24 protein-coding genes and 1 pseudogene are annotated in these 23,531 nt (G+C 41.5%); 18 read left to right on the top strand and 7 right to left on the bottom strand.

What is annotated here, in order from left to right; translation table 11 throughout:
• Window positions 1-5: 5 nt before the first annotated feature.
• Genes recF through dnaA form a run of 3 tightly spaced genes read right to left on the bottom strand, consistent with a single transcriptional unit; the run spans window position 6 to window position 3,627 of the window.
• Window positions 6-1,124 carry a DNA replication/repair protein RecF gene (recF, locus tag DXX94_RS11315; protein ID WP_116015952.1) on the bottom strand — a complete coding sequence of 373 codons (1,119 nt, stop codon included), beginning with the start codon at window positions 1,122-1,124 and terminating at the stop codon, window positions 6-8.
• The gene (gene dnaN / locus DXX94_RS11320; protein WP_115998548.1) at window positions 1,124-2,227 is read right to left on the bottom strand and encodes a DNA polymerase III subunit beta; all 1,104 of its coding nucleotides are present in this window, start codon (window positions 2,225-2,227) and stop codon (window positions 1,124-1,126) included. The genes recF and dnaN overlap by 1 nt, the downstream gene beginning before the upstream one ends.
• A 29-nt stretch (window positions 2,228-2,256) precedes the next feature.
• On the bottom strand, window positions 2,257-3,627 hold the full coding sequence (gene dnaA / locus DXX94_RS11325) for a chromosomal replication initiator protein DnaA (RefSeq protein ID WP_116015954.1): 1,371 nt from the start codon (window positions 3,625-3,627) through the stop codon (window positions 2,257-2,259).
• 481 nt (window positions 3,628-4,108) lie between these two features.
• On the opposite strand from dnaA, the gene rpmH reads away from it, so the two are divergent.
• The 6 genes from rpmH to DXX94_RS11355 all read left to right on the top strand — a co-directional run bounded on the left by rpmH (window position 4,109) and on the right by DXX94_RS11355 (window position 8,573).
• Window positions 4,109-4,243, top strand: coding sequence for a 50S ribosomal protein L34 (rpmH, locus tag DXX94_RS11330; RefSeq protein ID WP_116002236.1), 135 nt, complete (start codon window positions 4,109-4,111; stop codon window positions 4,241-4,243).
• A 72-nt stretch (window positions 4,244-4,315) separates the two neighbouring features.
• On the top strand, window positions 4,316-4,672 hold the full coding sequence (gene rnpA / locus DXX94_RS11335) for a ribonuclease P protein component (RefSeq protein ID WP_116002528.1): 357 nt from the start codon (window positions 4,316-4,318) through the stop codon (window positions 4,670-4,672).
• Window positions 4,639-4,887 (top strand): membrane protein insertion efficiency factor YidD, encoded by a 249-nt coding sequence (yidD, locus tag DXX94_RS11340; RefSeq protein WP_116002235.1) that lies wholly within the window; start codon window positions 4,639-4,641, stop codon window positions 4,885-4,887. Before rnpA ends, yidD begins: the two co-directional genes overlap by 34 nt.
• Window positions 4,888-4,893: 6 nt before the next feature.
• Complete coding sequence (yidC, locus tag DXX94_RS11345; RefSeq protein WP_116015956.1) at window positions 4,894-6,531, top strand: membrane protein insertase YidC; 1,638 nt, start codon at window positions 4,894-4,896, stop codon at window positions 6,529-6,531.
• Between the two features lie 149 nt (window positions 6,532-6,680).
• Window positions 6,681-8,060, top strand: a complete 1,380-nt coding sequence (mnmE, locus tag DXX94_RS11350) for a tRNA uridine-5-carboxymethylaminomethyl(34) synthesis GTPase MnmE (protein ID WP_116015958.1) — start codon at window positions 6,681-6,683, stop codon at window positions 8,058-8,060.
• Between the two features lie 171 nt (window positions 8,061-8,231).
• Window positions 8,232-8,573 carry a hypothetical protein gene (locus DXX94_RS11355; protein ID WP_116015960.1) on the top strand — a complete coding sequence of 114 codons (342 nt, stop codon included), beginning with the start codon at window positions 8,232-8,234 and terminating at the stop codon, window positions 8,571-8,573.
• A 49-nt stretch (window positions 8,574-8,622) separates the two neighbouring features.
• Here the strand turns inward: DXX94_RS11355 and DXX94_RS11360 are convergent, their stop codons facing one another.
• The gene (locus tag DXX94_RS11360; protein WP_116013192.1) at window positions 8,623-9,663 is read right to left on the bottom strand and encodes an IS481 family transposase; all 1,041 of its coding nucleotides are present in this window, start codon (window positions 9,661-9,663) and stop codon (window positions 8,623-8,625) included.
• A gap of 116 nt (window positions 9,664-9,779) precedes the next feature.
• On the opposite strand from DXX94_RS11360, the pseudogene DXX94_RS19735 reads away from it, so the two are divergent.
• Window positions 9,780-9,941: pseudogene (locus tag DXX94_RS19735) on the top strand (phage integrase SAM-like domain-containing protein); the annotation flags it as partial.
• On the opposite strand, the gene DXX94_RS11370 reads toward DXX94_RS19735, so the two are convergent.
• A protein-coding gene (locus DXX94_RS11370; protein ID WP_116013626.1) for an IS3 family transposase occupies window positions 9,938-11,088 on the bottom strand; the annotation gives its coding sequence in 2 pieces (ribosomal slippage) (window positions 9,938-10,842 and window positions 10,842-11,088; 1,152 coding nt in all). The pseudogene DXX94_RS19735 and the gene DXX94_RS11370 overlap by 4 nt on opposite strands.
• Before the next feature lie 35 nt (window positions 11,089-11,123).
• Here DXX94_RS11370 and DXX94_RS11375 point away from each other — a divergent pair.
• The gene (locus tag DXX94_RS11375) at window positions 11,124-11,435 is read left to right on the top strand and encodes a helix-turn-helix domain-containing protein (RefSeq protein WP_258872153.1); all 312 of its coding nucleotides are present in this window, start codon (window positions 11,124-11,126) and stop codon (window positions 11,433-11,435) included.
• Window positions 11,436-11,719: 284 nt separating this feature from the next.
• On the opposite strand, the gene DXX94_RS11380 is transcribed toward DXX94_RS11375, so the two are convergent.
• The gene (locus tag DXX94_RS11380) at window positions 11,720-12,136 is read right to left on the bottom strand and encodes a hypothetical protein (RefSeq protein ID WP_116015962.1); all 417 of its coding nucleotides are present in this window, start codon (window positions 12,134-12,136) and stop codon (window positions 11,720-11,722) included.
• On the bottom strand, window positions 12,133-15,120 hold the full coding sequence (locus tag DXX94_RS11385; RefSeq protein ID WP_181901540.1) for a reprolysin-like metallopeptidase: 2,988 nt from the start codon (window positions 15,118-15,120) through the stop codon (window positions 12,133-12,135). Before DXX94_RS11385 ends, DXX94_RS11380 begins: the two co-directional genes overlap by 4 nt.
• A gap of 144 nt (window positions 15,121-15,264) precedes the next feature.
• Here DXX94_RS11385 and mioC point away from each other — a divergent pair, with 144 nt between their 5' ends.
• From mioC to atpH, 10 genes are all read left to right on the top strand, one after another.
• Entirely contained in the window at window positions 15,265-15,711 is a 447-nt protein-coding gene (gene mioC / locus DXX94_RS11390) for an FMN-binding protein MioC (protein WP_116015966.1), read from the top strand.
• 404 nt (window positions 15,712-16,115) lie between these two features.
• Window positions 16,116-18,005 (top strand): tRNA uridine-5-carboxymethylaminomethyl(34) synthesis enzyme MnmG, encoded by a 1,890-nt coding sequence (gene mnmG, locus DXX94_RS11395; RefSeq protein WP_116015968.1) that lies wholly within the window; start codon window positions 16,116-16,118, stop codon window positions 18,003-18,005.
• Between the two features lie 66 nt (window positions 18,006-18,071).
• Window positions 18,072-18,698 carry a 16S rRNA (guanine(527)-N(7))-methyltransferase RsmG gene (gene rsmG, locus DXX94_RS11400; RefSeq protein WP_220347677.1) on the top strand — a complete coding sequence of 209 codons (627 nt, stop codon included), beginning with the start codon at window positions 18,072-18,074 and terminating at the stop codon, window positions 18,696-18,698.
• 14 nt (window positions 18,699-18,712) lie between these two features.
• Window positions 18,713-19,513 carry a ParA family protein gene (locus tag DXX94_RS11405; RefSeq protein WP_116015970.1) on the top strand — a complete coding sequence of 267 codons (801 nt, stop codon included), beginning with the start codon at window positions 18,713-18,715 and terminating at the stop codon, window positions 19,511-19,513.
• A 44-nt stretch (window positions 19,514-19,557) separates the two neighbouring features.
• On the top strand, window positions 19,558-20,448 hold the full coding sequence (locus tag DXX94_RS11410) for a ParB/RepB/Spo0J family partition protein (RefSeq protein WP_116015972.1): 891 nt from the start codon (window positions 19,558-19,560) through the stop codon (window positions 20,446-20,448).
• 445 nt (window positions 20,449-20,893) lie between these two features.
• A complete protein-coding gene (locus DXX94_RS11415) occupies window positions 20,894-21,286 on the top strand; it encodes an ATP synthase subunit I (RefSeq protein ID WP_116015974.1) in 393 nt (130 codons plus the stop codon).
• A 12-nt stretch (window positions 21,287-21,298) separates the two neighbouring features.
• A complete protein-coding gene (gene atpB / locus DXX94_RS11420) occupies window positions 21,299-22,126 on the top strand; it encodes a F0F1 ATP synthase subunit A (RefSeq protein WP_116015976.1) in 828 nt (275 codons plus the stop codon).
• 113 nt (window positions 22,127-22,239) lie between these two features.
• Window positions 22,240-22,461 carry a F0F1 ATP synthase subunit C gene (atpE, locus tag DXX94_RS11425; protein WP_089153031.1) on the top strand — a complete coding sequence of 74 codons (222 nt, stop codon included), beginning with the start codon at window positions 22,240-22,242 and terminating at the stop codon, window positions 22,459-22,461.
• Window positions 22,462-22,512: 51 nt separating this feature from the next.
• Window positions 22,513-22,983, top strand: a complete 471-nt coding sequence (gene atpF / locus DXX94_RS11430; protein WP_116002223.1) for a F0F1 ATP synthase subunit B — start codon at window positions 22,513-22,515, stop codon at window positions 22,981-22,983.
• Window positions 22,984-22,995: 12 nt separating this feature from the next.
• A complete protein-coding gene (gene atpH, locus DXX94_RS11435; protein ID WP_116015978.1) occupies window positions 22,996-23,529 on the top strand; it encodes a F0F1 ATP synthase subunit delta in 534 nt (177 codons plus the stop codon).
• Window positions 23,530-23,531: the final 2 nt, after the last annotated feature.

A 23,531-nucleotide genomic window follows, 5' to 3' on the forward strand; every position in this document is an offset into this window, starting at 1 on the left:
AGCGTTTAGCCTATTTCTTCTATTCTTGAAATTTTGCCATGTTCCACGTGAAACATAGTGTAGTTTTCTTGTTGCTTAAGTTTGTCTTGTTCAAGCTTGTCTAGCAAGGGTTGAATTGCTGCAATATCAATCGCTGATATCGCAACCTGACAGTTCAATAATTTAAGCGCTTGATAAAATCGACTTCGCGATTCAGTATCTAATTCAGCACCTATATCATCTATAAGCAAAATTGCTTTTACTTGTTTTACTTGCTCTATTAGTTTCATTTGAGCAAAAGTTAACGCAACTAAAAACAACTTTTGTTGCCCTCGTGACAACTTAAGTTCTATCGGCTTTCCTGATACTAAAAATTTAATATCAAATTTATGAGCGCCTGCTGCGGTGAAGCCTTGTTTAAACTCCTTCTCTTTAAAACTTACTAATGTATCAACTAATTCCTTATTCGCCGACCACCCTCGAAAATAACTTAGAGTAATTTCAGACGATAGTTCAGGCATCAATATATCAAGCCAAATTGTTAGCTCGTTAGCGAGTTGCTCACAGTACGCTTGCCTCAGTTCTGCTAAAACAGTAGAAGCTTTTATAAATTCGTTAGTCCAGTACGCAAAATGCTGATTGTCCAAACGACTTTTAATACAAGCGTTGCGATGTTTTAGTATCTTTGCGAACAGCTTCCACGAAGAACTGAACTTATGTTCCACGTGAAACAATCCTAAATCTAAGAATTTTCTCCGTTCTTTTGCTCCGCCAAAAAACAATTTAAAACTTTCTGGTGTCACTATTTGCACAGCAAAATGATCAGCCAACTCAGAAAGCTTATTAATGCGATTGCCTTGCTTTTTTATTAGAAAGCTCACATTGTCTTTATGCTTACTTAAACCGAAACTAAGCTGCTCTTCATCTTTTACATTGATGAAAAATTCTTCTTCATCAAAATGACAAACAGTATCAGATTTAGTCGTTCTGAAAGACTTGCCGTGCCCTACAAAAAAAATAGCTTCTAAAAAGCTACTTTTTCCGGAGCCATTATCACCAAGAATAAAATTTAATTGGCGATTTAGTTGTATACGCTGTTCTACTAAGTTACGAAAATTGTTTACGTAGACTGAATCTATACTCATTACAAACGCATTGGCATAACAACGTAGAGTGCTTCGCCTGATTCTCGCCCTTCAATAACAACACTACTATTTGCATCAGCTAAGGTAAATTTTACCTCTTGTTCTTTAATGGCATTCAGTACATCAAGTACATAACTAACATTAAAGCCAATTTCTAAATCTTCATATGGGAAGCTAATTTCGATGACTTCTTCTGCCTGCTCTTGCTCAGGATTATTTGCTGTAATCTTTAATTCATTAGCAGCAAAATTCAAACGCACCCCTTTAAACTTTTCATTCGATAAAATGGATGCACGAGACAACACTTGGCGCAAAAGATCTTTATTAGTTTCAAGTACTTTATCGCCATTTCTTGGTAGAACACGACGATAGTCAGGGAAACGACCATCCACTAACTTACTGGTAAAAGAGTATTCATTATCTATGATACGCACATGGTTTGAGCCAAGGAAAACCTGAATCTCCTCATCCACGGGATCTAACAAGCGGATGATTTCAAGAATACCTTTACGTGGTACTATCACCTGACGAGCTGGTAAGGCTAAGGATTCATTGGCAATTTTACAGATCGCTAAACGGTGGCCATCAGTGGCTACAGAGCGAATTTCACTGCCTTCTGTTTCGATAGACATACCATTCAGATAATACCTAACATCTTGATTTGCCATGGAAAAATGCGTACTTTCGATCAAGCGCAACAGTTCAGATTTCATAATTCTGAACTCTACATCACCTTTCCATTCTTCAATATTAGGAAAGTCAGTTGCAGGTAAGGTTGATAATGAGTAACGACTTCGACCCGTACTGATAATAACCGTCTCACCTTGTGCCTCGAACGTTAAACGAGAATCTTCTGGTAAGCTTTTACAAATATCGAGTAATTTTTTTGCAGGTACCGTGAGTTTACCGCTATCCCCTTCATTTTCAATCTGGGTACCAGCGACCATTTCTAATTCTAAATCAGTGGCGGTTAGCGTTAATGACTGATCACTAATCTCAAAAAGGATATTACTTAAGATAGGTAAGGTACTTTTGCGCTCAACCGCACCCGATACCAATAACAAAGGTTTAAGTAATGATTCCCTATTAAGTGAAAACTTCATGCTATATACCTGTTTTTTTTTTTATTCCGTTAGGAAGACAGTGTTCTTATTAAGTTTGAATAATCTTCTTTAATGTCGTGCGTTTCTTCGCGCAAGTCTTTCACCTTGCGGCAAGCATGTAATACTGTTGTATGGTCGCGGCCACCAAAAGCATCACCAATCTCAGGTAAACTGTGATTCGTTAATTCTTTAGATAATGCCATTGCTATTTGTCGAGGTCTAGCCACTGACCGACTACGTCGTTTTGACAGCAAATCAGCCACTTTAATTTTGTAATATTCAGCAACTGTTTTTTGAATATTGTCAATTGTGACCAGCTTGTCTTGCAAGGCCAATAAATCCCGCAGTGCTTCTCGAACAAAATCAATCGTAATCGGTCGTCCAGTGAAGTTAGCATTAGCAATTACACGGTTCAACGCACCCTCTAATTCTCTCACATTTGAGCGCAAACGTTTAGCAATAAAAAACGCAACTTCATCCGCTAAATTGATTTGGCTTTCTTGCGCCTTGCGCTTCAAAATTGCGACGCGAGTTTCTAACTCTGGCGGTTCGATCGCCAGTGTTAAGCCCCAACCAAAACGAGACTTCAAACGATCCTCTACCCCTTCGATCTCTTTTGGATAACGATCACTGGTTAAAATGATCTGTTGATTACCTTCTAACAAGGCGTTAAAGGTGTGGAAAAACTCTTCCTGTGTTCGCTCTTTATTGGCGAAAAACTGAATATCATCGATCAATAGCGCATCGACTGACCGATAGTATTGTTTAAACTTTTCTATCGCATTATTTTGCAGCGCTTTGACCATATCTTGGACAAAGCGCTCTGAGTGCATGTAGGCAATTTTAGCTTTAGGATCATTGAGTAAAATGCCATTTCCCACGGCGTGCAATAAGTGAGTTTTACCTAGGCCTGTGCCACCATAAATAAACAATGGGTTATAAGCTGAGCCAGGGTTATCAGCAACTTGTGATGCGGCTGCACGTGCGAGTTGGTTTGATTTACCCTCAACAAAATTATCAAACGTGTACTTATTTCGAACGTTCGTCGTTTTAGGTAAGTTAGTTTCCGGCTCTTTTGCTGGCATTTCGGCTAGGCTACTACCCGCAGTATGATCGACTGAGCTAACCTGTGTATTAACAGGTGTTTGTTGAACTGGCTTAGCGCCAACATCAAAACGCAACAGCGGTGGATTACTGGTTTCGGCCAAAGACACGATCGTAGTGATCCGCTCAACGTACTTATCGCGCACCCAATCAAGTACAAAGCGATTTGGCGCATACAAGGTCATAATATTATCTTCGACGACACACTGCAGTGGGCGGATCCACATGCTGAATTGTTGAGCGGGTAATTCTTCCTGCAATACTGAAAGGCAACGCTGCCAAAGCGAATGATCCAACGGAGGCTCCTGGAAATACTTCCTTCTACGATCTTGCGTGGGTAAGACGATCTTATCTGCGCTTGAGAGGGATAGGAAAAGTAAAATTATTATACGAATTGATCAATTATCCCTACAGTTATCCACAGATGCAACTGGAAAACCGTTAAAAATAACTACGAAAAAACAACGGTAAAATAAACCATTGTTAAATATATAATATTTTTTTCATTAGAATAATTTAATTGATCTTTAATTGAGCTAATAATATTTTTTCATTAGCCGAAAACCAACGAATTTGACACTAAATTCTGATTGGCATGTGATTAAATTGTGGATAGTTGCAAGATCTAAATGATCCTCTGATTGATCGCTATTTATTAAATCTGACTAATATATTGACAATTGTTCGTACACTATTTAAAATTCGGCCTCTTTTTTAGACCTGTGTGCTCACAACGGCTGTTTTGCCAGGGCAACAACAACCGAACGGAAAAGCGTAATGAAAAGAACATTTCAACCTTCTGTATTAAAGCGTAAGCGCAACCACGGCTTCCGTGCACGTATGGCTACTAAAAACGGTCGTGCCGTTTTAGCACGTCGTCGTGCAAAAGGTCGTGCTAAGTTAAGCGCTTAATTTCGTAAGAGACTACATCTTGCGAAATATAGGTAACCGCAGTACTTCAGTGACATAATTTCAATGAACGATATGGTTACTTATGAATTTAGCCGGGAGTCAAGAATATTGACTCCCGGACAATTCCAACAAGTCTTCTCAAAATCTTCTCGTTTTGGCTCTAGCCATTTCACTATCCTAATTACTAAGAACAAGTTAGATAAACCTCGTCTAGGTTTTGCTGTCGCGAAAAAACGCGTCAAATTAGCTGTTCAACGTAATCGTATAAAACGCCTTACACGCGAAAGCTTTCGATTAGCTCAACACGATTTACCCAATATCGATATTGTCGTTATGGTGAAATCTGGTATTGATAATCTCGACAACGCCACCATTAATAAACAATTGGTAAAGACATGGCGAAAAATCATTCAGCGCCACAAGCCTTAGCCATAGGCCTAATAAAACTCTACCAAAAGTTTATCAGCCCTTTATTGGGCAATAATTGTCGCTTTCAGCCAACCTGCTCTAGTTATGCCATTGAAGCAATTAATCGCTTTGGGGCAGTAAAAGGGAGTTGGTTAGCGCTTAAACGTATACTAAAATGCCACCCACTCAATGCGGGTGGAGAAGATCCCGTACCACCAACCAACAAAGAGAAATAACATATTATGGAATCCCTACGCAGTATGCTTTTTATTGGCTTATTGGTAGTCACCTATATGCTCTATCAGCAGTGGCAGCTTGACTATGCCCCTGCACCAGTGCAACAACCGACTGCTAGCCAAACAAGCGAAGATACGCCTGCTTCCGATGACTTTGTTCCGGCTTCATCTGAAAACATTAAAGAGATTGCCGCACCAACAGCTGCCAATAGCCGTTTAATTGAAATCACCACTGATGTATTAAAGGTGAAAATCAATACGCAAGGTGGTGACATTGTTGAAGCAACGTTACTTGCTTATGAAACTGAGCAAGGTAGTGGTGTTCCATTTACCATCATGCAAAATGGTCAAATGAAGTACATTGCGCAAAGTGGCTTAACGGGTGCAAACGGTATCGACCGCACAGTACCGGGCCGCCCTATTTACCAAGTTGCGCAATCAAACTTCACTATGGTTGACGGTAAGCCGCTAACTGTTGCGTTAAACTACGTTAGCGACACAGGGTTAGCTGTTACGAAAACTTATACGTTTACGCGTAATAGCTACAAAGTAAATGTTGATTACCAAATTCAAAACAACATGGCTGCCCCAGCAAGCGTACAAATGTATGGTCAGCTTAAACAGTCTAGCTATGTCGATAGTTCATCAGGCTTAATCCCAACTTACCGTGGTGCAGCCTACTCAACTACCGAAGAGCGTTACGAGAAGTACGACTTTGAAGACATTGCCGATGCCAACCTAAACAAAACTACGCAAGGTGGCTGGGTTGCGATGCTACAGCATTACTTCGTGTCTGCTTGGGTACCAGCACAAAATGCCGCTAATCAGCTTTACACAAGCTACAGCAGCGCAGGTGATGCGGTAATTGGCTTTAAAGCGCCTACGCTAAACATTGATGCCAATACCACAGCAACCACAGGTGCAGTTTTCTACGTTGGTCCAAAAGACCAAGACGCACTAGAGCAAATCGCCGATGGTTTAGACTTAACCGTTGATTACGGTTTCTTATTTATGATCAGCCAACCGCTATTCTGGTTACTACTGCAAATTCAAGCATTGGTGAGCAACTGGGGTATCGCTATCATCATTATCACGATTATCGTAAAAGGTGCTATGTACCCGCTTACAAAAGCCCAGTACACCTCAATGGCGAAAATGCGTGAGTTGCAACCGAAAATGGCGCAATTAAAAGAGCGCTTCGGTGATGACCGTCAGAAGATGTCACAAGCGATGATGGAGCTATACCGAAAAGAAAAAGTAAACCCAGCCGGTGGTTGTTTACCAATTCTAATTCAAATGCCGATTTTCCTAGCACTTTACTGGGTATTCTTAGAAAGTGTTGAGCTTCGTCACGCAGAATTTGGCTTATGGTTGACTGACTTATCATCTAAAGACCCATACTTTGTATTACCAGTACTAATGGGTATCAGTATGTTCATCATGCAGAAAATGACACCAATGACCGTACAAGATCCAATGCAGCAAAAAATGATGCAATACATGCCGCTGATCTTTACGATTTTCTTCTTCTGGTTCCCGTCAGGCCTAGTACTTTACTGGTTCATCAGTAACGTGATTTCAATCATTCAGATGAAGATTATTTTCGCGGGGCTAGACAAGCAAAAGGCGCAAGCGAAAGCATAAGCCTAATCGCGATAACAAAAATATACTCAGTTCACGTAACTAGAACTGAGTAATGTGAAAAGGTGGCTAGTGCCACCTTTTTTGTTTATCCCTCACCAAGTTATAATAGCTTGGTATTTATCCAACATTTATCACTACAGAGCACTATTATGTCGGCAACTTTATCTAGCAACACAGAAACCATCGCAGCCCAAGCGACCGCCCCAGGTCGAGGTGGTGTCGGTATCATTCGTGTGTCAGGCCCTAAAGCAAGTGAGGTTGCCGAGCAACTATTAGGTAAGTGCCCTAAAGTGCGATACGCCGATTACTTAAATTTTAATGATTTGAAGGGCAACACCTTAGACCAAGGTATTGCGCTGTTTTTCAAAGGTCCTAATTCATTTACCGGTGAAGATGTCCTTGAGCTACAAGGACACGGTGGCCCCGTAATTCTCGACATGCTGCTCAAAGAGATACTGCAAATCAATGGCCTGCGCATGGCCAAGCCAGGTGAATTTAGCGAACAAGCATTCTTAAACGACAAGCTCGATTTAACCCAAGCCGAAGCCATTGCCGACTTAATTAACTCTAATTCAGAGCAAGCTGCCCGCAGTGCCCTGCACTCACTGCAAGGTGACTTTTCTAAACTCGTTCATCAACTGGTTGAAGATGTTATCCAGCTGCGCATGTATGTTGAAGCGGCGATAGACTTTCCCGAAGAAGAAATTGATTTTCTTGCCGATGAAAAAGTGCTTAATAGCCTCAAAGGCATTATCACGCGTGTTGAGGACGTTCAGCAGCAAGCCAAACAAGGCAGCATTATTCGTGAAGGGATGCGAGTGGTCATAGCCGGTCGCCCTAATGCGGGTAAATCAAGCTTACTTAATGCCCTAAGCGGCAAAGAAACCGCGATCGTTACTGATATTGAAGGAACGACTCGTGACGTTTTATCTGAGCAAATTCATATCGATGGCATGCCACTGCATATCATTGATACCGCAGGGTTGCGTGAAAGCCCAGATAAAGTTGAACAAATAGGTATTGAACGTGCGTGGGCAGAAATAGCCAAAGCCGATCGCGTTATCCTAATGGTGGACTCAGCCACCAGCGAACAAGAGAACCCACGTGACTTTTGGCCAGAGTTTTTTGAACAGCTACCCGAAAAAATGGGCGTGACCATTGTTCGTAACAAGGCAGATTTAAGCGGCGCGAAAACTGGCCTAAGTGGTGATAGTGAACACCCTAGTATTACCATTTCAGCGAAAAGCGGTGACGGCATTGATGACCTCAAAGATCACCTAAAAACCATCATGGGTTATCAAGGCAGCACCGAAGGCGGTTTTATGGCAAGACGTCGTCACTTAGTGGCGTTGGAAGCGGCGCACAATCACCTACAAACCGGTTTAGATCAATTAGAATCTTATGTCGCCGGTGAGATCTTGGCAGAAGAATTACGAATTTGTCAGCAGTCCCTCAATGAGATTACCGGTGAATTTACCAGTGATGATCTACTCGGTAAGATCTTCTCTTCTTTCTGTATTGGTAAATAGAAAAAGAAAACAACATCAAAACAAAGGAAGGAAAGATAAAAATACCTAATAATATCAATAAATTAGTTTGTTTCTTTTCTTCCCTTTCCTTACTTAAACTGTTAATAATTCTCCACGAAGTGCCCACCTAAGGGCACAATGCGGCCCACTAGTGGGCGCTTAGGAGATAGCATGACAATTACTGTAGAAAAAAAATCGCCTGACTCACAAGGTCGCCAGGCACTAATGCTGACAAGAAACTTTGGCTCCATAATTGATGAATCAGGTAAGAGAAAAAAGAAGCGCAAGCGACAAAGTTTAGACCTCTTTATCTATCAAAACCCAAAAGACAAAATTCAAAGAGATCACAATAAAAGTGTTAACACTCTAGCAGAGAATATCAGAGCTAAAGCACTTGTTGATTATGCAAATAATAAACATTGTTTTGAAGATTTAGAAAAGCAGAAATCTAGCTTTTTCGATTTTATGGAAAACATTATTGCCGAAAAGAAAAAAACTGATAGTGTGTACTAGTTCAGACTTGATCTGACAGTTACCCGTTTTTCAATCGGTGACTGTCAGTTTAGATTTGAGCTAAATTCTTCTCAGCCCAAATCGATTTTCCATCAAGTAATGTTTCAAGTGGCGTTCTGCCACAGCACATTTTGCCCTGATGAGTTCGATCATTATTGTAATAAACCATCCATTCGTCCAGATCCTTTTGTAATTCCTCTAACGAGCCATAGAGCCTCTTACGGAACGTAACCTGATAAAACTCCTGCAATATTGTTTTGTGGAAACGTTCACAGATACCATTTGTCTGCGGTGACATCGCTTTCGTTTTTGTATGATCGATATCATTTATTGCTAGATAAAGCTGGTAATCATGATGTTCAACCTTGCCACAATACTCAGTGCCTCGGTCTGTGAGAATGCGTAACATTGGTAGCTCGTGCTGCTCGAAGTAAGGCAAAACCTTGTCGTTGAGTATGTCAGCAGCAGTGATTGGCGTTTTCGTTGTGTAGAGCTTGGCAAATGCAACCTTGCTGTAAGTATCAACGAACGTCTGCTGGTAGATACGGCCAACACCTTTTAGATTACCCACATAAAACGTGTCCTGTGAGCCTAGGTAGCCCGGATGAGCCGTTTCTATCTCGCCACAAGCTTCATCATCGTTCTTTTTCTTCTCAAGTGCAGCAACTTGAGCATCGGTGAGAATGATGCCGTCGTTAGCGACTTTCTCTTCAAGCGCTTTCAGCCGTTTTTTGAAGTTTTCTAAGTCATGGCGCAACCAGATTGAACGCACGCCACTGGCAGATACAAATACGCCTTGCTTACGAAGTTCATTGCTGGTTCTGACTTGGCCGTGCGCGGGGTATTCAATGGCATAATCCATTACTGCTTTTTCGGTTTTTTCATCAACACGATTTTTTATATTTGGTTTTCGGCGGGACTTATCAATAAGCGCATCAATGCCGCCATCTTCAGCCAGCTCTTGATAACGATAAAATGTATCTCGTGATACGCCCATCACTTTGCAAGCTCTGGATACATTACCAAGTTCTTCAGCTAGGTTGAGCAAACCTGCTTTGTGTTTAATGATTGGATTGTTAGTATGAAGCATGAGAGTTACCTCTTTGTTTGTTTTGATTAAAGATTCAGCACCTTTATCAAAACGGGTAACTCTCTACTTTTCAAGAAGATGTGTCAGATCTTGTCTGAACTAATTCAGATAGTGTTTCCAACTACTCTATTTGGATCTCATCCCTAATACACTTAAAGCGCTTTTATAGCCTTCCAGAGCTAAGCTTTGAAGATATTAATGCAGAATTATTAAATGACTTTAAACAATATCTACAAACATCTGCAAAAACTAAATCTGAATCGACCAGACTACCCTAGACGTTTTCTTGATTCATAAAATAGGTTTTATCATAGTCAGTTGGAGACTGATTATTTAGATAACCATGTTTACGTTTGCTGTTATAAAACATTTCGATGTAATCGAAAATATCTTCCTTAGCTTTTTCTCTATTTTTGTATTTTCTTCGCTTGATCCGTTCACGTTTTAGCAACTGAAAGAAGCTCTCAGCAACAGCATTATCATGGCAGTTACCTCTACGACTCATACTGAGTGATAAATTATGCTCAGCAGCAAATCGTTGCCAGTCATAACCTGTAAATTGGCTGCCTTGATCGGAATGTATAATAACCGTTTGCTTAGGTTTTCTTCGCCATACAGCAGCGAGTAATGCACTTAAGACTAAATCAGTATGCATCATCGATTGCATCGACCAGCCAACGACTTGCCGAGAAAACAAGTCGATAACTACGGCTAAATAGAGAAAGCCTTCGTGCGTATCAATATAAGTGATATCAGTTACCCAAGCTTGATTTGGCTGTACTACATCAAACTGTCGTTTTAACTGGTTATCTGCGACCACAGAAGGCTTAGTGCCATAGTTGCCTTTGCGCTTCTTATAGCCGACTTGAGCTTGAATGCCTGATAACTGCATTAATCGATGAACTCTATTCTTTGAGCAAACTTCACCTAAATCCAACATATCACTTTGAATTTTGCGATAACCGTAAACGCAGCCGCTTTCAAGCCAAGACTGTTTGATTAAACCCGTTAAGCGCTTGTCATCCTTAGCTCGCTTGGATTCTGGCTTTTGCAACCAAGCATGAAAGCCACTGCGGTGAACTTGCAACGCTTGGCACATCAGCTTTATGGGGTATTGGTTGAGCCGAGACTTTATGAACGTGTACTTTTCTTTGACTCGCCCGCAAAGTACACGGCGGCTTCCTTTAATAGATCACGTTCTTGTTGAGTACGCTTTAGTTCTTTCTCAAGCGCTTTAATACGCTTTTCTTGCTCGGATAATTCTTGGTAGTGTTCGCTGTTACTGCCATAGCGTTTTAACCAGATATAAAGACTATTTGTCGAGATATCTAACCGTTCTGCAACGCTTGCAACGGAGTGACCTTTTTCAGTCACTTGCTTAACGGCCTGAACCTTAAATTCTTCGGGAAATCTTTTAGCGCTCATTCATCCTCCTAGGACGCAAAGTTTACAACTTATTTGTGTCTAGGAAAATCTGGTCGATTCACTCAATCATTAAAAATGAGTTTAAGAAAATTTCGTTAGGTTTGAAAAATGTATTAACTTTTGATGAATGCGTTGAGTACACAGGACTTAGTAAAGGTTACTTATACAAGCTCACGCATGCTAGACAAATTCCACATTGCAAACCTAGTGGTAAGAAGATCTACTTCTCTCGAAAAGAAATCGATAGTTGGCTTCTAAGTAATAGAGTAATGACAACAAAGGAAGTAGAATCCTATGCTAAAGAAAAGGTTGATCATCTAAATCGCGATCTAAGATCAAAAGGATGATCGATAAAACAAAGTAAAGAAAGATAAAGTTGAAAATTAGAGGAAATTTCTTTTAATTAGATTTTCTTATCTGGTAGAGGGTCGCTAATGGCCCACCACAATCACATTAAATCACTGTATTTTATATAAATTTTACTTTCTGTATTGGTAAATAATCCACGACTCAAACAGTGCGATAGTTAACATTAAAATATTGCTTGCTCTTCATGATTGTCGAGCAAGCACAATTATGCCCGCGCATACGTTAAGCTCGCTTGGTTAACTAAACTTTTATTCAGTATTGTTTAGCCATTATTATGATGCTTTAAACAGGTCTCAAGCATCAGTTGGTTATACTCGACCATATATTGCTTTACCTGTTTTCGCATTTCTGAACTTTCACCTTGCTGCTTTACATCCCCCATATTTGGCAAGAAGTTAGCGCCACATTTTGCTTTGTATTCTTGATAACGCGACTGGTCCGTGCCCGGAAATTGTGGTATTCGCGTCGATGTCGACAGCAAGCGAAAATCTTGATTAGCAATCGCATTAGCGACTGCATCGTTGGCCGTTATACCTTGATAGCAGGCTTCCAGCATCTTTGATTCTTGCATTGACGCAGGTGCTAATGTTGAGTTTGTAGCTTCACTCGCCTGATCACTTTTTTGGCAAGCCGTAAGAGAAAATGCAAATAGTGCTATTATCATCGAATAGATTTTCACTTGCGCTCTCCTCGTTGATAAAAGCCAACGACACGGAAACTACCTGCAACAAACAACAATATCGTTAACCAATAAAGGCTACCACCACCAGAGCCACCAGACTCATTAGATTCGGGCTCGACTGGTGCTGGTGTTGGCGGTTGAGGTGCAGCATTCACCGTGATATTCAATAACCCAGTGGCAGATAACCCAGAGCTATCGCTTATAGTATAAGCAATGTTTTCTTGGCCACTAAAGGTTGCCGCAGGTGTATAGCTGATCTGATTGTTCGATATGCTAGCTTGGCCATTACCTGAATAGTCAATGCTAGTAAGAGTTAAGGTATCTCCTGCATCAGGATCTGAATCATTCGCCAATACATCAATTAACTGATTTCCAGATCCTTGCGTTAACGTAATTGAGTCATTGTTTGTTGACGGAGGGTTGTTCACGTCAACTTCATTAACGGTAATAATCAAATTGGCGGTATCGGTTGCCCCACTGCTATCACTAACCGTATAGCTAATCGTCTCCTCACCGGTAAAAGTAGTTGCAGGCGTATAACTGATCTGGTTATTTACAATACTCGCTTGACCATCACCTGTATAAAGCAGTTGTGATAACGTTAAGTTATCTTGAGCATCAACATCAGAATCATTGCTAAGTACATTAATTTGTTGCGTATTGGCGCCCTGTACTAGCATTAACTCATCATCAGTTGCTACAGGTGCATCATTAACGGCTGCAACGGCCACTTGCGCGCTAAACACAGGAGTTTGCTCGCTACCTGCAACAGCACGTACTTCAATAGACAAGCTGCCGTTAAAGTTGGTATCTGGAATGACGGTCGAATCATCGACAGAGTAATTATCACCTTCAGAAATTATCAAGCTATCAGCAACTTGCCCTTGAATCGTAAAATTAGCCACAGAGAGTGTTAATTGTTGGTCTTCATCAACTGCTAACGGATTGCTCAACCCCATAATTTCAAATGATAGCGCTTGCGAATTATTAACGCTAAATCGCCCCTCATTTACGGCAAAAAATACATTGTCGGCACAACTGACCCTAAGCCGTGCATTATTGCTACTTAACGCCGGTAAATTAACGGTAAAGCTGCCAGTATTCGGCGCACTTGTTGCCAGGTTTACATCGAAAGTATTACCACCATCAAGTGACAAGTCTATTGCCACTGCTGCGCAGTTGATTGGGGTAAGGTCAGTACCAGCAACATTCCATTGCACAAGCTGCTCAGCACTAGTCCAACTATCATTCAGTGATGGCTCAGTAACCGCAAACGTTTCCCCAGTATTTACCACGTTAACGACAGTATTATCAGAGGCAACCCCGCCATTGTTATCACGAACAATTAAACGAAAATTCAAATCGCGATTAGTGGTGGCAAATGTTTCACCAAGCGTGAGGGTGCCAGAAAGCACATCGGTCAGCCTTGGAAACGTGCGGCTTGGCACTGATTGGGGAGCAAACACACGAAATAAAGGACGTTGGCCATCATCAACTTGTTCGCTAGTACCATTGCTGCCAGGACCTAAGTCAAACTGTTGCCAGTCATAAGTAAGTTCGTCACCATCTTCATCAGTACCCGTGCCGGTCAGCGTAAATGGGGTATTGGCTGGAATACTAAAGTCACTCCCAGCATCAACGACAGGGTTTCTATTCACTTGTTCGGTACTGATTCCACAACTTGGAAAACGGGCAAGATGACTCGCCATTTGATCCATTGAATGCCCATGAAAGAATGGATCGGCCCGAAATTGAATATTTTGACTACCGCAAATGCCCGCATACGCCATAATAGTTGAGCCGCTGCCAACTTCATAACTGCTGCCAGCCGCGCGATTACCACCACCACAAGAATCGGTTAAGCCGTTAAACGTATGGCTAGCACCAAACTGATGACCAAGTTCGTGAGCAACAAGATCTACATAAAATGAACTCCCCGTTGGTCTAAATGATCCCGTTGCACCGCCTCCTTTGATGCTATCAATACAGACTGCGCCGAGGAATGCCAATCCGCCGCCATCAGTACCAAGTACGTGACCAACATCATAGTTGTTACTGCCAATGATGTTTGAGATCACCCGTGTTGACTCATCGCTGTCATTGTTAAGTTCATTCTGGAAAGGATCGCTTTCTGCATCAGTGAAAATCAGTTGATCATTGTTAGCCACTAAGATCATCCGTACCGCAAGCTCTTGCTCGAAAATCATGTTAATGCGGTTAACCAGCGTCGCAAGCTCAGCCATGACGTTACTAACACTGCCTTGGAAAAACGCCGTGTACTCTCCTGTCGTGGTAATAGCTAGTCGATACTCTTTGAGCTGCACTGGCGTACGTGCGGCTTTTACTGTTTGGTTAGCTTGTTTTGATTGTGCAAGTTCTCCGCTTAACTGACGGGTTATCTTAGGTTGATAGCGCGTTGCTGAAGCTTGCCCATGCTCAAGTGCATCTTGCTGGTAATAACTGGTATAAATGCGGTTGTTATCAAGATATTTAGGATCGAGATAAACCAGTTTACCTTGATGGTAGAACATGCCGCGAAAGCCCGCTGGCGTAAGTTCAAATTTACCAACGTTATCAGGCTGATTAACTTGAACCCCATTAAATGTCGTAATATTGGGATACTTTTCAGCTAACGCACCATCAATAGCCCGGCTTGGCGATAAAGTAAAATTCACCAGCTCACCAGTTGGCAATGGCACACTAATAATAAAAGCTTCGGCTTGCTGAGCGCCTGTAACGGCATCAACATTGGCTGAAAGCTGAGTAAAATCAATTTGTGATAAGTACTCTTGTCTGGCGAAACTGCGCACGTTACTTTGTACATCACTGCTTGCCGACATTAAGCTGCTGCTATCGCTGGGTATATTGGCTATCGTCGTCCAAGCAGTAAATACACTGTGCACTTGTTGTTGTGTATCACTGTAGCTATGCCCTGAAACAAATAGCATCAACCACGGAATTAAGGATATTTTCTTTATCATGCGAACCGCCTGCATAATGAGTTTGCTGCGTTAAAAGTTAATGGTCGTCGCAAATTTAATGCGATTAGAACAATAGACCTGTTAGACAGTAAAAAAGTGCTAAGATGCCGCATATATTTTTATCAGAAGTTAACCACTCTTTTTATGGCATCTTTTCAAATCATTATTGGCAGCATGCTTGGCGGTACAGAATATGTCGCGGAAGCATGTCAAGAAACGTTAGAGACCCTTGGCCACCAAGCAACCCTACATTACACACCTGAATTTTCTGAGATCGAGCAAAAAGATCAAACTTGGTTGATCTGCACATCCACACATGGCGCAGGTGACTACCCAGACAATATTCAAGCATTTGTTACCGATCTCGAAAACAGTCAACAGGATCTTATACACACTAAATATGCCGTGATCGGTATTGGTGATACTAACTACGATACCTTTTGTTATGCAGCAAAAAACTTAGATAAACTTTTAAATTCAAAGTCTTGCGCTAAAATAATTGACATCAAAACCATTGATATCACACAAATAGACGATCCTGAAACAGCAGCGCAAGAGTGGCTTGAAACACATAAAGATCGCTTATCCTGATCTTATTAAGTCTTTATCCACATTTAGATCTATAAAAAACATCAAATGTGGATAAATAGCGTATAACCCGGTTAATTAGTTATTATTATTCAGTTGGTAAATAAATTAACAATGTGAACTGTGGATAAATAGCCTTGTTGATCATAGCTTTTACCGCACTAGATCAAACTTTGATCACAAGATCATGATCAATTAAAGATCATGATTTATATGTGCTTTTTATGCTTATCCACAAAAAAGCGCAAAGCTAATAAGAAATAATAATAAGATCTTTATATAGATCTAAATATTTATCTCGTGATCCACAGCTGATCTTTTTACAAAAATGATCATTCCCCTGACTTTAAAAACAATGCTAAAATACGCCTCTTTTTTCCGGTGTTATTTGTTGGGTGAGTGAATTCATGTGGTATCAAGATACATTTGATGTAATTGTTGTTGGTGGTGGTCATGCTGGCACTGAAGCTTGTTTGGCTGCAGCTCGAATGGGCTGTAAAACCCTATTGCTAACACACAATATTGATACCCTTGGACAAATGTCATGTAATCCTGCGATCGGCGGGATCGGCAAAGGGCATTTAGTGAAAGAGATCGATGCACTAGGCGGGCTAATGGCAACAGCGATTGATCACGCTGCGATCCAATTTAGAACCTTGAATGCTAGTAAAGGGCCTGCTGTTAGAGCAACGAGAGCACAAGCTGATCGCGCTTTATATCGCTCAGTTGTGCGCCACACACTGGAAGACCAACCAAATCTGACCATCTTTCAACAACCTTGTGATGACTTGATCTTAGAAAACGATCAAGTGGTCGGTGTTTCTACGCAAATGGGCTTAAAGTTCAAAGGTAATGCAGTCGTACTTACTGTGGGAACTTTCCTTGCTGGTCAGATCCATATTGGTCTTAACAATTATCAAGGTGGACGTGCTGGTGATCCTGCTTCAGTAAATTTAGCTTCTCGTCTGCGCGATATGCCATTTCGAATTGATCGCTTAAAAACAGGTACACCGCCGCGTTTAGATGCACGAACGTTAGACTTTTCGGTGATGCAAGAGCAACCTGGTGATACACCAAGACCAATTTTCTCGTTTATGGGATCTCATGACGATCACCCAGAGCAGATCTCTTGCTACATCACCCATACTAACGAGAAAACGCACGACATTATCCGCTCTGGCTTGGATCGCTCGCCGATGTATACCGGTGTTATTGAAGGAATTGGTCCACGCTATTGCCCATCAATTGAAGATAAGATCATGCGTTTTGCCGACAAAGATACCCACCAGATCTTTGTTGAGCCAGAAGGCTTAACAACGCATGAAGTCTACCCTAATGGTATTTCAACGAGCTTGCCATTTGATGTGCAAATGAATTTAGTTCGATCGATCAAAGGCTTTGAAAATGCGCACATTACTCGCCCTGGCTATGCCATCGAGTACGACTTCTTCGATCCTCGCGATTTAAAACAAACGTTGGAAAGCAAGTTTGTGAATAACCTTTACTTTGCTGGCCAAATTAACGGTACGACAGGTTATGAAGAAGCAGGTGCTCAAGGTTTAGTGGCGGCAACGAATGCGGCATTGCGTGTTCAAGGTAAAGATGAGTGGATCATTGGTCGTGATCAAGCCTATATGGGCGTGTTAATCGATGATCTTGCGACCTTAGGCACTAAAGAGCCCTACCGTATGTTTACTTCGCGTGCTGAATATCGCTTATTGCTACGTGAAGACAATGCCGATATTCGTTTAACAGAGAAAGGTCGTGAGTTAGGCTTAGTTGACGATGCGCGATGGGCACGCTTTAACGAGAAAATGGACAATATCGAGCAAGAGCGCCAACGCTTAAAATCGGTATGGGTGCAAAAAGATCATCCCGCGACGGCTGAATTAAATCCGCAATTAAAGAACCCAATCAGCAAAGAAGCGACGTTAGAAGATATTTTACGTCGCCCAGAAACCAAATATGCACAAGTGATGTCGATTGACGCTTTTGGCCCAGCGATTGAAGATCTGCAAGCGGCTGAACAAGTAGAGATCCAAATTAAGTATCAAGGCTATATCGATCGCCAAATGGATGAAATTGAAAAGAAAAAGCGTCACGAAAATACCGTCATCCCTGTAGATTTCGATTACAGCCAAATCTCTGGCTTATCCAATGAAGTCGTTGCCAAGCTTACCGATGCTCGCCCAGAAACCTTAGGCAAGGCGTCACGTATTTCGGGAATTACTCCTGCGGCGATTTCATTATTGCTGGTATACTTGAAAAAACACGGCTTATTGCGCAAAACCGCCTAACGTATTAATGCGTTTAGGCAAGCGCACAGACTAACGCTTGCTTAGCAAAACAATAGACAAAATTAGATGTTGGCAGATAAATTACGCGCCCTTGTGGCGCAAACTGATATTTCCTTAACCGATCTTCAATTTAATCAGTTAATTCAATACGTCGAACTACTCGACAAATGGAATAAAACCTACAACTTGACTTCCGTCCGCAATCCAGAAGAAATGTTGGTTAAACATATTCTTGATAGCCTAGTTGTTGGTCAATTACTCAATGGTAATCGCTTTATCGATGTTGGCACTGGTCCAGGCTTGCCTGGCATTCCTCTTGCCATATTGTATCCTGAGCGGAATTTTGTATTATTAGATAGCTTAGGAAAACGTATTACGTTTTTACGCCAAGTTGTCTATCAATTGAAGTTAACCAATGTCGAGCCTGTGCAATCGCGGGTTGAAGCACATATTCCAGCACAAGCATTTGATGGAGTGTTAAGCCGCGCATTTTCTTCATTGCAAGACATGGTGTCTTGGTGTCATCACTTGATTGACAGTGAAACTGGCCGTTTTTATGCGCTAAAGGGACAATACCCAGAAGATGAGCTGGATGCTTTACCTGAAAATGTTACGTTAGTGGCAAGTCATGAATTGCATGTTCCTGAATTAACCGGCGAACGACACTTAATCGAATTGAAAAAGAATAACTAGACTTCGAGGCACTTGTGGGCAGAATTATTGCGGTTGCAAACCAAAAAGGTGGCGTGGGCAAAACCACGACATCAGTCAATTTAGCTGCTTCGTTAGCGGCAACCAAACGAAAAGTATTATTGATTGATCTTGATCCTCAAGGTAATGCCACTATGGGTAGTGGTATCGACAAATATGAAGATTTGGTCACTAGTTACGAACTACTGGTCGAGCAAAAGCCGTTTGACGAAGTCGTTTATCGTGAAACTTCAGGTTTATACGATCTGATTGCTGGCAATGCGGATGTCACCGCGGCAGAAATCAAATTAATGGAAGTATTTGCGAGGGAACTGAGACTACGCAATGCCTTGGAACCCGTAAAAGATGACTATGATTTTATTATCATTGACTGTCCACCGTCGCTAAACATGTTAACGGTGAATGCCATGGCAGCGGCAGATTCGGTGTTAGTACCAATGCAGTGTGAATATTATGCACTGGAAGGGCTGACCGCGTTGATGGAAACTATTTCTCAACTGACCTCAGTAGTGAACAGCGAATTAAAGATTGAGGGAATCCTACGAACCATGTACGATCCGCGCAATCGCTTAGCCAATGATGTTTCTGAGCAGTTAAAGCGTCATTTTGGTGATAAAGTCTATCGCACCGTTATTCCAAGAAATGTTCGTCTCGCCGAAGCGCCAAGCTTTGGTGCGCCTGTGATGTATTACGATAAATCATCAACAGGTGCGAAAGCGTATTTAGCGCTTGCTGGTGAAATATTAAGACGCGAAGAACTGGCTAAGCAGCCAAAAACTGAAGAAGTCACTGACTAATAAATATAAACGTCACTTAAAATAACAATATTTGAAGGATTGATATGAGCCCTGCAAAACGTCGCGGTTTAGGCCGAGGTTTAGATGCTTTGTTAACACAAGCCCCTAAGGCTGATGAAAATGTTGATAACGACATGCAAGACGTTAGTGCAGCACCAGAAAAAGGTGAATTGCGTAAATTACCGATTGAGCAATTGCAACCGGGTAAATATCAACCGCGCAAAGATATGTCGCCGGATGCCTTAGAAGAATTATCCAGTTCTATTAAGGCACAAGGTATTATCCAGCCAATCGTTGTGCGCAGTGTTGGTGATCACCAATACGAAATTATTGCTGGTGAACGCCGTTGGCGGGCAGCTCAACTAGCTGAACTTGCTGAAGTCCCATGTTTAGTTAAAGATGTAGCCGATGAAGCCGCTGTCGCGATCGCACTCATTGAAAACATTCAACGTGAAGATCTCAATGCGATGGAAGAAGCGATAGCATTAGAGCGTTTATTGACTGAGTTTGAACTAACTCACCAAGAAGTCGCCGAGGCGGTAGGAAAATCTCGCACAACTGTGACTAACTTACTGCGTTTAAATAACCTGAATGACGAAGTAAAAACCTTGCTAGAGCACGGTGATATTGAAATGGGTCACGCCCGTGCTTTGTTATCACTTGAAGGCGATGTGCAAAACACTACTGCACGTACTGTTGTGGCAAAAGAGCTGACAGTGCGTGAAACAGAAGCCTTAATTAAAAAAGTGCAAGAGCCGCCAGCAGAAAAAGCGCCACAACAACCAGATCCCAACACAGTGTCATTGGAACAACGCCTAGCTGAGCGTCTAGGATCGCAAGTGTCGATCAGCCACAACAAAAAAGGCAAAGGCAAGCTGGTGATTTCTTATACCAACCTTGAAGAACTTGACGGCATTTTGGCGAAAATTCACTAATTCCTGAGTTTCTACCTTAAACCCATTTATACCCAAAAAAGATAGTGTTGTTGTTAGCCGTCAACACTATTTTTCTTTTTATTTTCTGCTATTCGTTGTTGATTCGTAATTGATGCTATCACTTTTAATTACCCTATTAAATATAGGGAGTTAATTCGGCTTTTCATACTACAGACAATAATTTAAATATTTGATATTGTTGGTTATATATAAAAATATGTTAACCAGTAAGTTAAATTATTCAATTCGAACATTTAGGTATCAATTTCCTCAATGTTACACATTTTTCACATATTCTCTTTTTTCGTACAAAATACCAGCGTTCGTAGCCCTATTTGGTTGCAATAAAACCGTAATTAAGTATACTTGCGAGGATTTTTTGAGTTGAAATTTTCTCACTCAAAAAATGTAGGTTTTACGAAGGTTTTCGTTAGAGGTTATCAGTGTGAATCAGTTGGTTAAGCCCGGTCGCAATTTAGCGCGGCAACAATTGATTTTTGCCTCTACACTAACTCTAATTTCTACAGTACTGATTTATTTTAGTTGGGGGTTAAGCCATGCCCAGTCAGCCTTGGTTGGCGGTTGTATCGGCATAATCCCTAATTTTGTGTTTGCCCTGTATGCGTTCAAATTTGCAGGAGCTAGCGCCGCCAAACAAGTAATGGATTCATTCTTTAAAGGCGCAAAAATAAAAATGGTTCTAACGGCGCTATTATTTGCTTTGAGTTTCAAGTTTCTCGATTTATCGTTAGCCCCATTTTTTTGCACATATATAATCGCGGTCGTGTCTCCCATTGTCTACGCCGCATTGAGCAGATTTACTTTTAATCAACAATAATTGGGATACAAGATGGCAGCAGATACTGGCTCTTATATCAAGCACCATTTGACTAACGCGAAAATGTGTATGTCTGACGGCGGCGTCGCTTTTAACAAAGCGTGTGCTGATGCCGGCTTCTGGACATTACACGTTGATACGCTTGCTTGGTCAATTGTTCTAGGCTTGGTTTTCTTACTTACCTTCCGTTCAGTCGCTAAAAAAGCAACGACAGGCGTTCCGAGCAAACTTCAGTGTGCTGTGGAAATGGTTGTCGAGTTTGTTGACAAGAGCGTAAAAGAAACATTTCATGGTAAAAACGCGCTGATTGCGCCATTGTCATTAACTATCTTCGTATGGGTATTGTTAATGAACGCAATGGACTGGGTACCAGTTGACTGGATCCCAACTATTGCAGGTCTAATTGGTCAATACGGTTTTGGTATGGACCCTCACGATGTTTACATCAAATCAGTACCAACCACTGATATGAACATGACATTTGCCCTTTCAATTGGTGTATTTGCATTAATTATCTACTACTCAATTAAAGTAAAAGGTATTGGTGGTTTCACTAAAGAGCTAACCATGCAGCCATTTGGCCATTGGGCATTTATTCCAGTGAACTTCATCTTGGAAACCGTTACTTTGATTGCGCGTCCAGTGTCATTAGCACTACGTCTGTTTGGTAACTTGTACGCAGGTGAATTGATCTTTATTTTGATCGCAACCATTGGTTTATTCCAATTACCGGTTCACTTCCTATGGGCTGCGTTCCACTTGTTAGTAATTCCGCTTCAAGCCTTTATTTTCATGATGTTAACCATCGTGTACTTAAGCTTGGCGCATGAAGATCATTAATTCTTTGGGACTGAATTAATAATTAAAAACCCAAAGGGTTATCAGGACAGGAAGTCCGCAACAATTTTTTATTTTTTAACTTTATAACTTACTTTAAATAATCGGAGATTAATATGTTATATATCGCTGTTGCATTGCTAATCGGCTTAGGTGCTTTAGGTACTGCGATTGGTTTTGGTCTATTAGGTGGTAAATTCCTAGAGTCAGCGGCTCGTCAACCTGAGCTTGCACCTCAACTTCAAGTTAAAATGTTCATCGTAGCGGGTCTTATCGATGCGATCGCAATGATCGGTGTTGGTATCGGTCTATATCTACTATTCGCTGTTGGTGCATAAGAGTAACTCAACGAACCCTGCGAATTTAATAGATATTAGGAGCTAACGAATATGAATATTAATGCCACCCTTATCGGTGAATCTATTGCATTTATCGTATTTGTAATCTTCTGCATGAAGTTTGTGTGGCCGCCAATTATGGCTGCTATTGAAGACCGTCAGAAAACCATTGCTGATGGCCTTGCTGCTTCAGACCGTGCTGCGAAAGACCTTGAGCTTGCTCAAGAGAAAGCTGCTGCACAGTTAAAAGAAGCAAAAGCACAAGCTGCTGAGATCATTGAAGCTGCGAAAAAACGCGAAGCACAAATGATCGATGAAGCTGCTGAAAAAGCACAAGCCGAGCGCGAAAAAATTATCGCGTCTGGTCATGCAGAAATTGAGTCTGAGCGCAACCGTGCCAAAGAAGAGCTACGTCAGCAAGTGTCTGCGTTAGCTGTTGCTGGTGCCGAGAAAATTCTTGAGCGTTCAATTGATGCCGCTGCACACAGCGACATCTTAGATAAATTAGTCGCTGAACTTTAAGGGGTATAGAGCATGTCTGAATTGACAACTATCGCTCGCCCTTACGCTAAAGCAGCGTTCGAATTTGCTGTTGAAGCTAAAGCGGTTGAAAACTGGTTAGAAATGCTAGTTTTTGCTGCTGAAGTTTCGAAAAATGACACCATTACTGGCTACCTTTCAGGTAATGCGTCAGTAGAACAAGCGAAGGAAGTTTTCCTTGGCGTGTGTGGTGAACAGCTAAATGAACAAGGCCAAAACCTCGTGAAGGTAATGGCTGAGAACGAACGTCTGTTGGTGCTACCACAAGTTGCTGAACAATTCGCTGCCCTAAAAGCAGAGTTTGATAAAGAAGTAACTGTCGATGTGTCGTCTGCTGTTGAATTATCAGCTGACCAACAATCAAACATTAGCGCCGCGCTTGAAAAGCGTTTGGCTCGTAAAGTGAAGCTTAATTGTGTTGTTGACGCAAGTATCGTGTCTGGCTTGATCATCAAAGCTGACGACATGGTAATTGACGGGTCTATTCGAGGTAAATTAGACCGTTTAGCAACAACAATGCAATCTTAACG

The organism is Thalassotalea euphylliae (assembly GCF_003390375.1).
In the GTDB taxonomy this organism is placed as follows: domain Bacteria; phylum Pseudomonadota; class Gammaproteobacteria; order Enterobacterales; family Alteromonadaceae; genus Thalassotalea_F; species Thalassotalea_F euphylliae_A.

Coding starts and splice junctions, on each gene's coding strand:
- DXX94_RS11385 (WP_181901540.1), bottom strand. CDS start 15,120: ATGATAAAGAAAATATCCTTAATTCCGTGGTTGATGCTATTTGTTTCA.
- DXX94_RS11355 (WP_116015960.1), top strand. CDS start 8,232: ATGACAATTACTGTAGAAAAAAAATCGCCTGACTCACAAGGTCGCCAG.
- mnmE (WP_116015958.1), top strand. CDS start 6,681: ATGTCGGCAACTTTATCTAGCAACACAGAAACCATCGCAGCCCAAGCG.
- DXX94_RS11410 (WP_116015972.1), top strand. CDS start 19,558: ATGAGCCCTGCAAAACGTCGCGGTTTAGGCCGAGGTTTAGATGCTTTG.
- mioC (WP_116015966.1), top strand. CDS start 15,265: ATGGCATCTTTTCAAATCATTATTGGCAGCATGCTTGGCGGTACAGAA.
- atpH (WP_116015978.1), top strand. CDS start 22,996: ATGTCTGAATTGACAACTATCGCTCGCCCTTACGCTAAAGCAGCGTTC.
- recF (WP_116015952.1), bottom strand. CDS start 1,124: ATGAGTATAGATTCAGTCTACGTAAACAATTTTCGTAACTTAGTAGAA.
- atpE (WP_089153031.1), top strand. CDS start 22,240: ATGTTATATATCGCTGTTGCATTGCTAATCGGCTTAGGTGCTTTAGGT.
- rpmH (WP_116002236.1), top strand. CDS start 4,109: ATGAAAAGAACATTTCAACCTTCTGTATTAAAGCGTAAGCGCAACCAC.
- rnpA (WP_116002528.1), top strand. CDS start 4,316: ATGGTTACTTATGAATTTAGCCGGGAGTCAAGAATATTGACTCCCGGA.
- dnaN (WP_115998548.1), bottom strand. CDS start 2,227: ATGAAGTTTTCACTTAATAGGGAATCATTACTTAAACCTTTGTTATTG.
- yidC (WP_116015956.1), top strand. CDS start 4,894: ATGGAATCCCTACGCAGTATGCTTTTTATTGGCTTATTGGTAGTCACC.
- atpB (WP_116015976.1), top strand. CDS start 21,299: ATGGCAGCAGATACTGGCTCTTATATCAAGCACCATTTGACTAACGCG.
- rsmG (WP_220347677.1), top strand. CDS start 18,072: ATGTTGGCAGATAAATTACGCGCCCTTGTGGCGCAAACTGATATTTCC.
- DXX94_RS11360 (WP_116013192.1), bottom strand. CDS start 9,663: ATGCTTCATACTAACAATCCAATCATTAAACACAAAGCAGGTTTGCTC.
- mnmG (WP_116015968.1), top strand. CDS start 16,116: ATGTGGTATCAAGATACATTTGATGTAATTGTTGTTGGTGGTGGTCAT.
- atpF (WP_116002223.1), top strand. CDS start 22,513: ATGAATATTAATGCCACCCTTATCGGTGAATCTATTGCATTTATCGTA.
- yidD (WP_116002235.1), top strand. CDS start 4,639: ATGGCGAAAAATCATTCAGCGCCACAAGCCTTAGCCATAGGCCTAATA.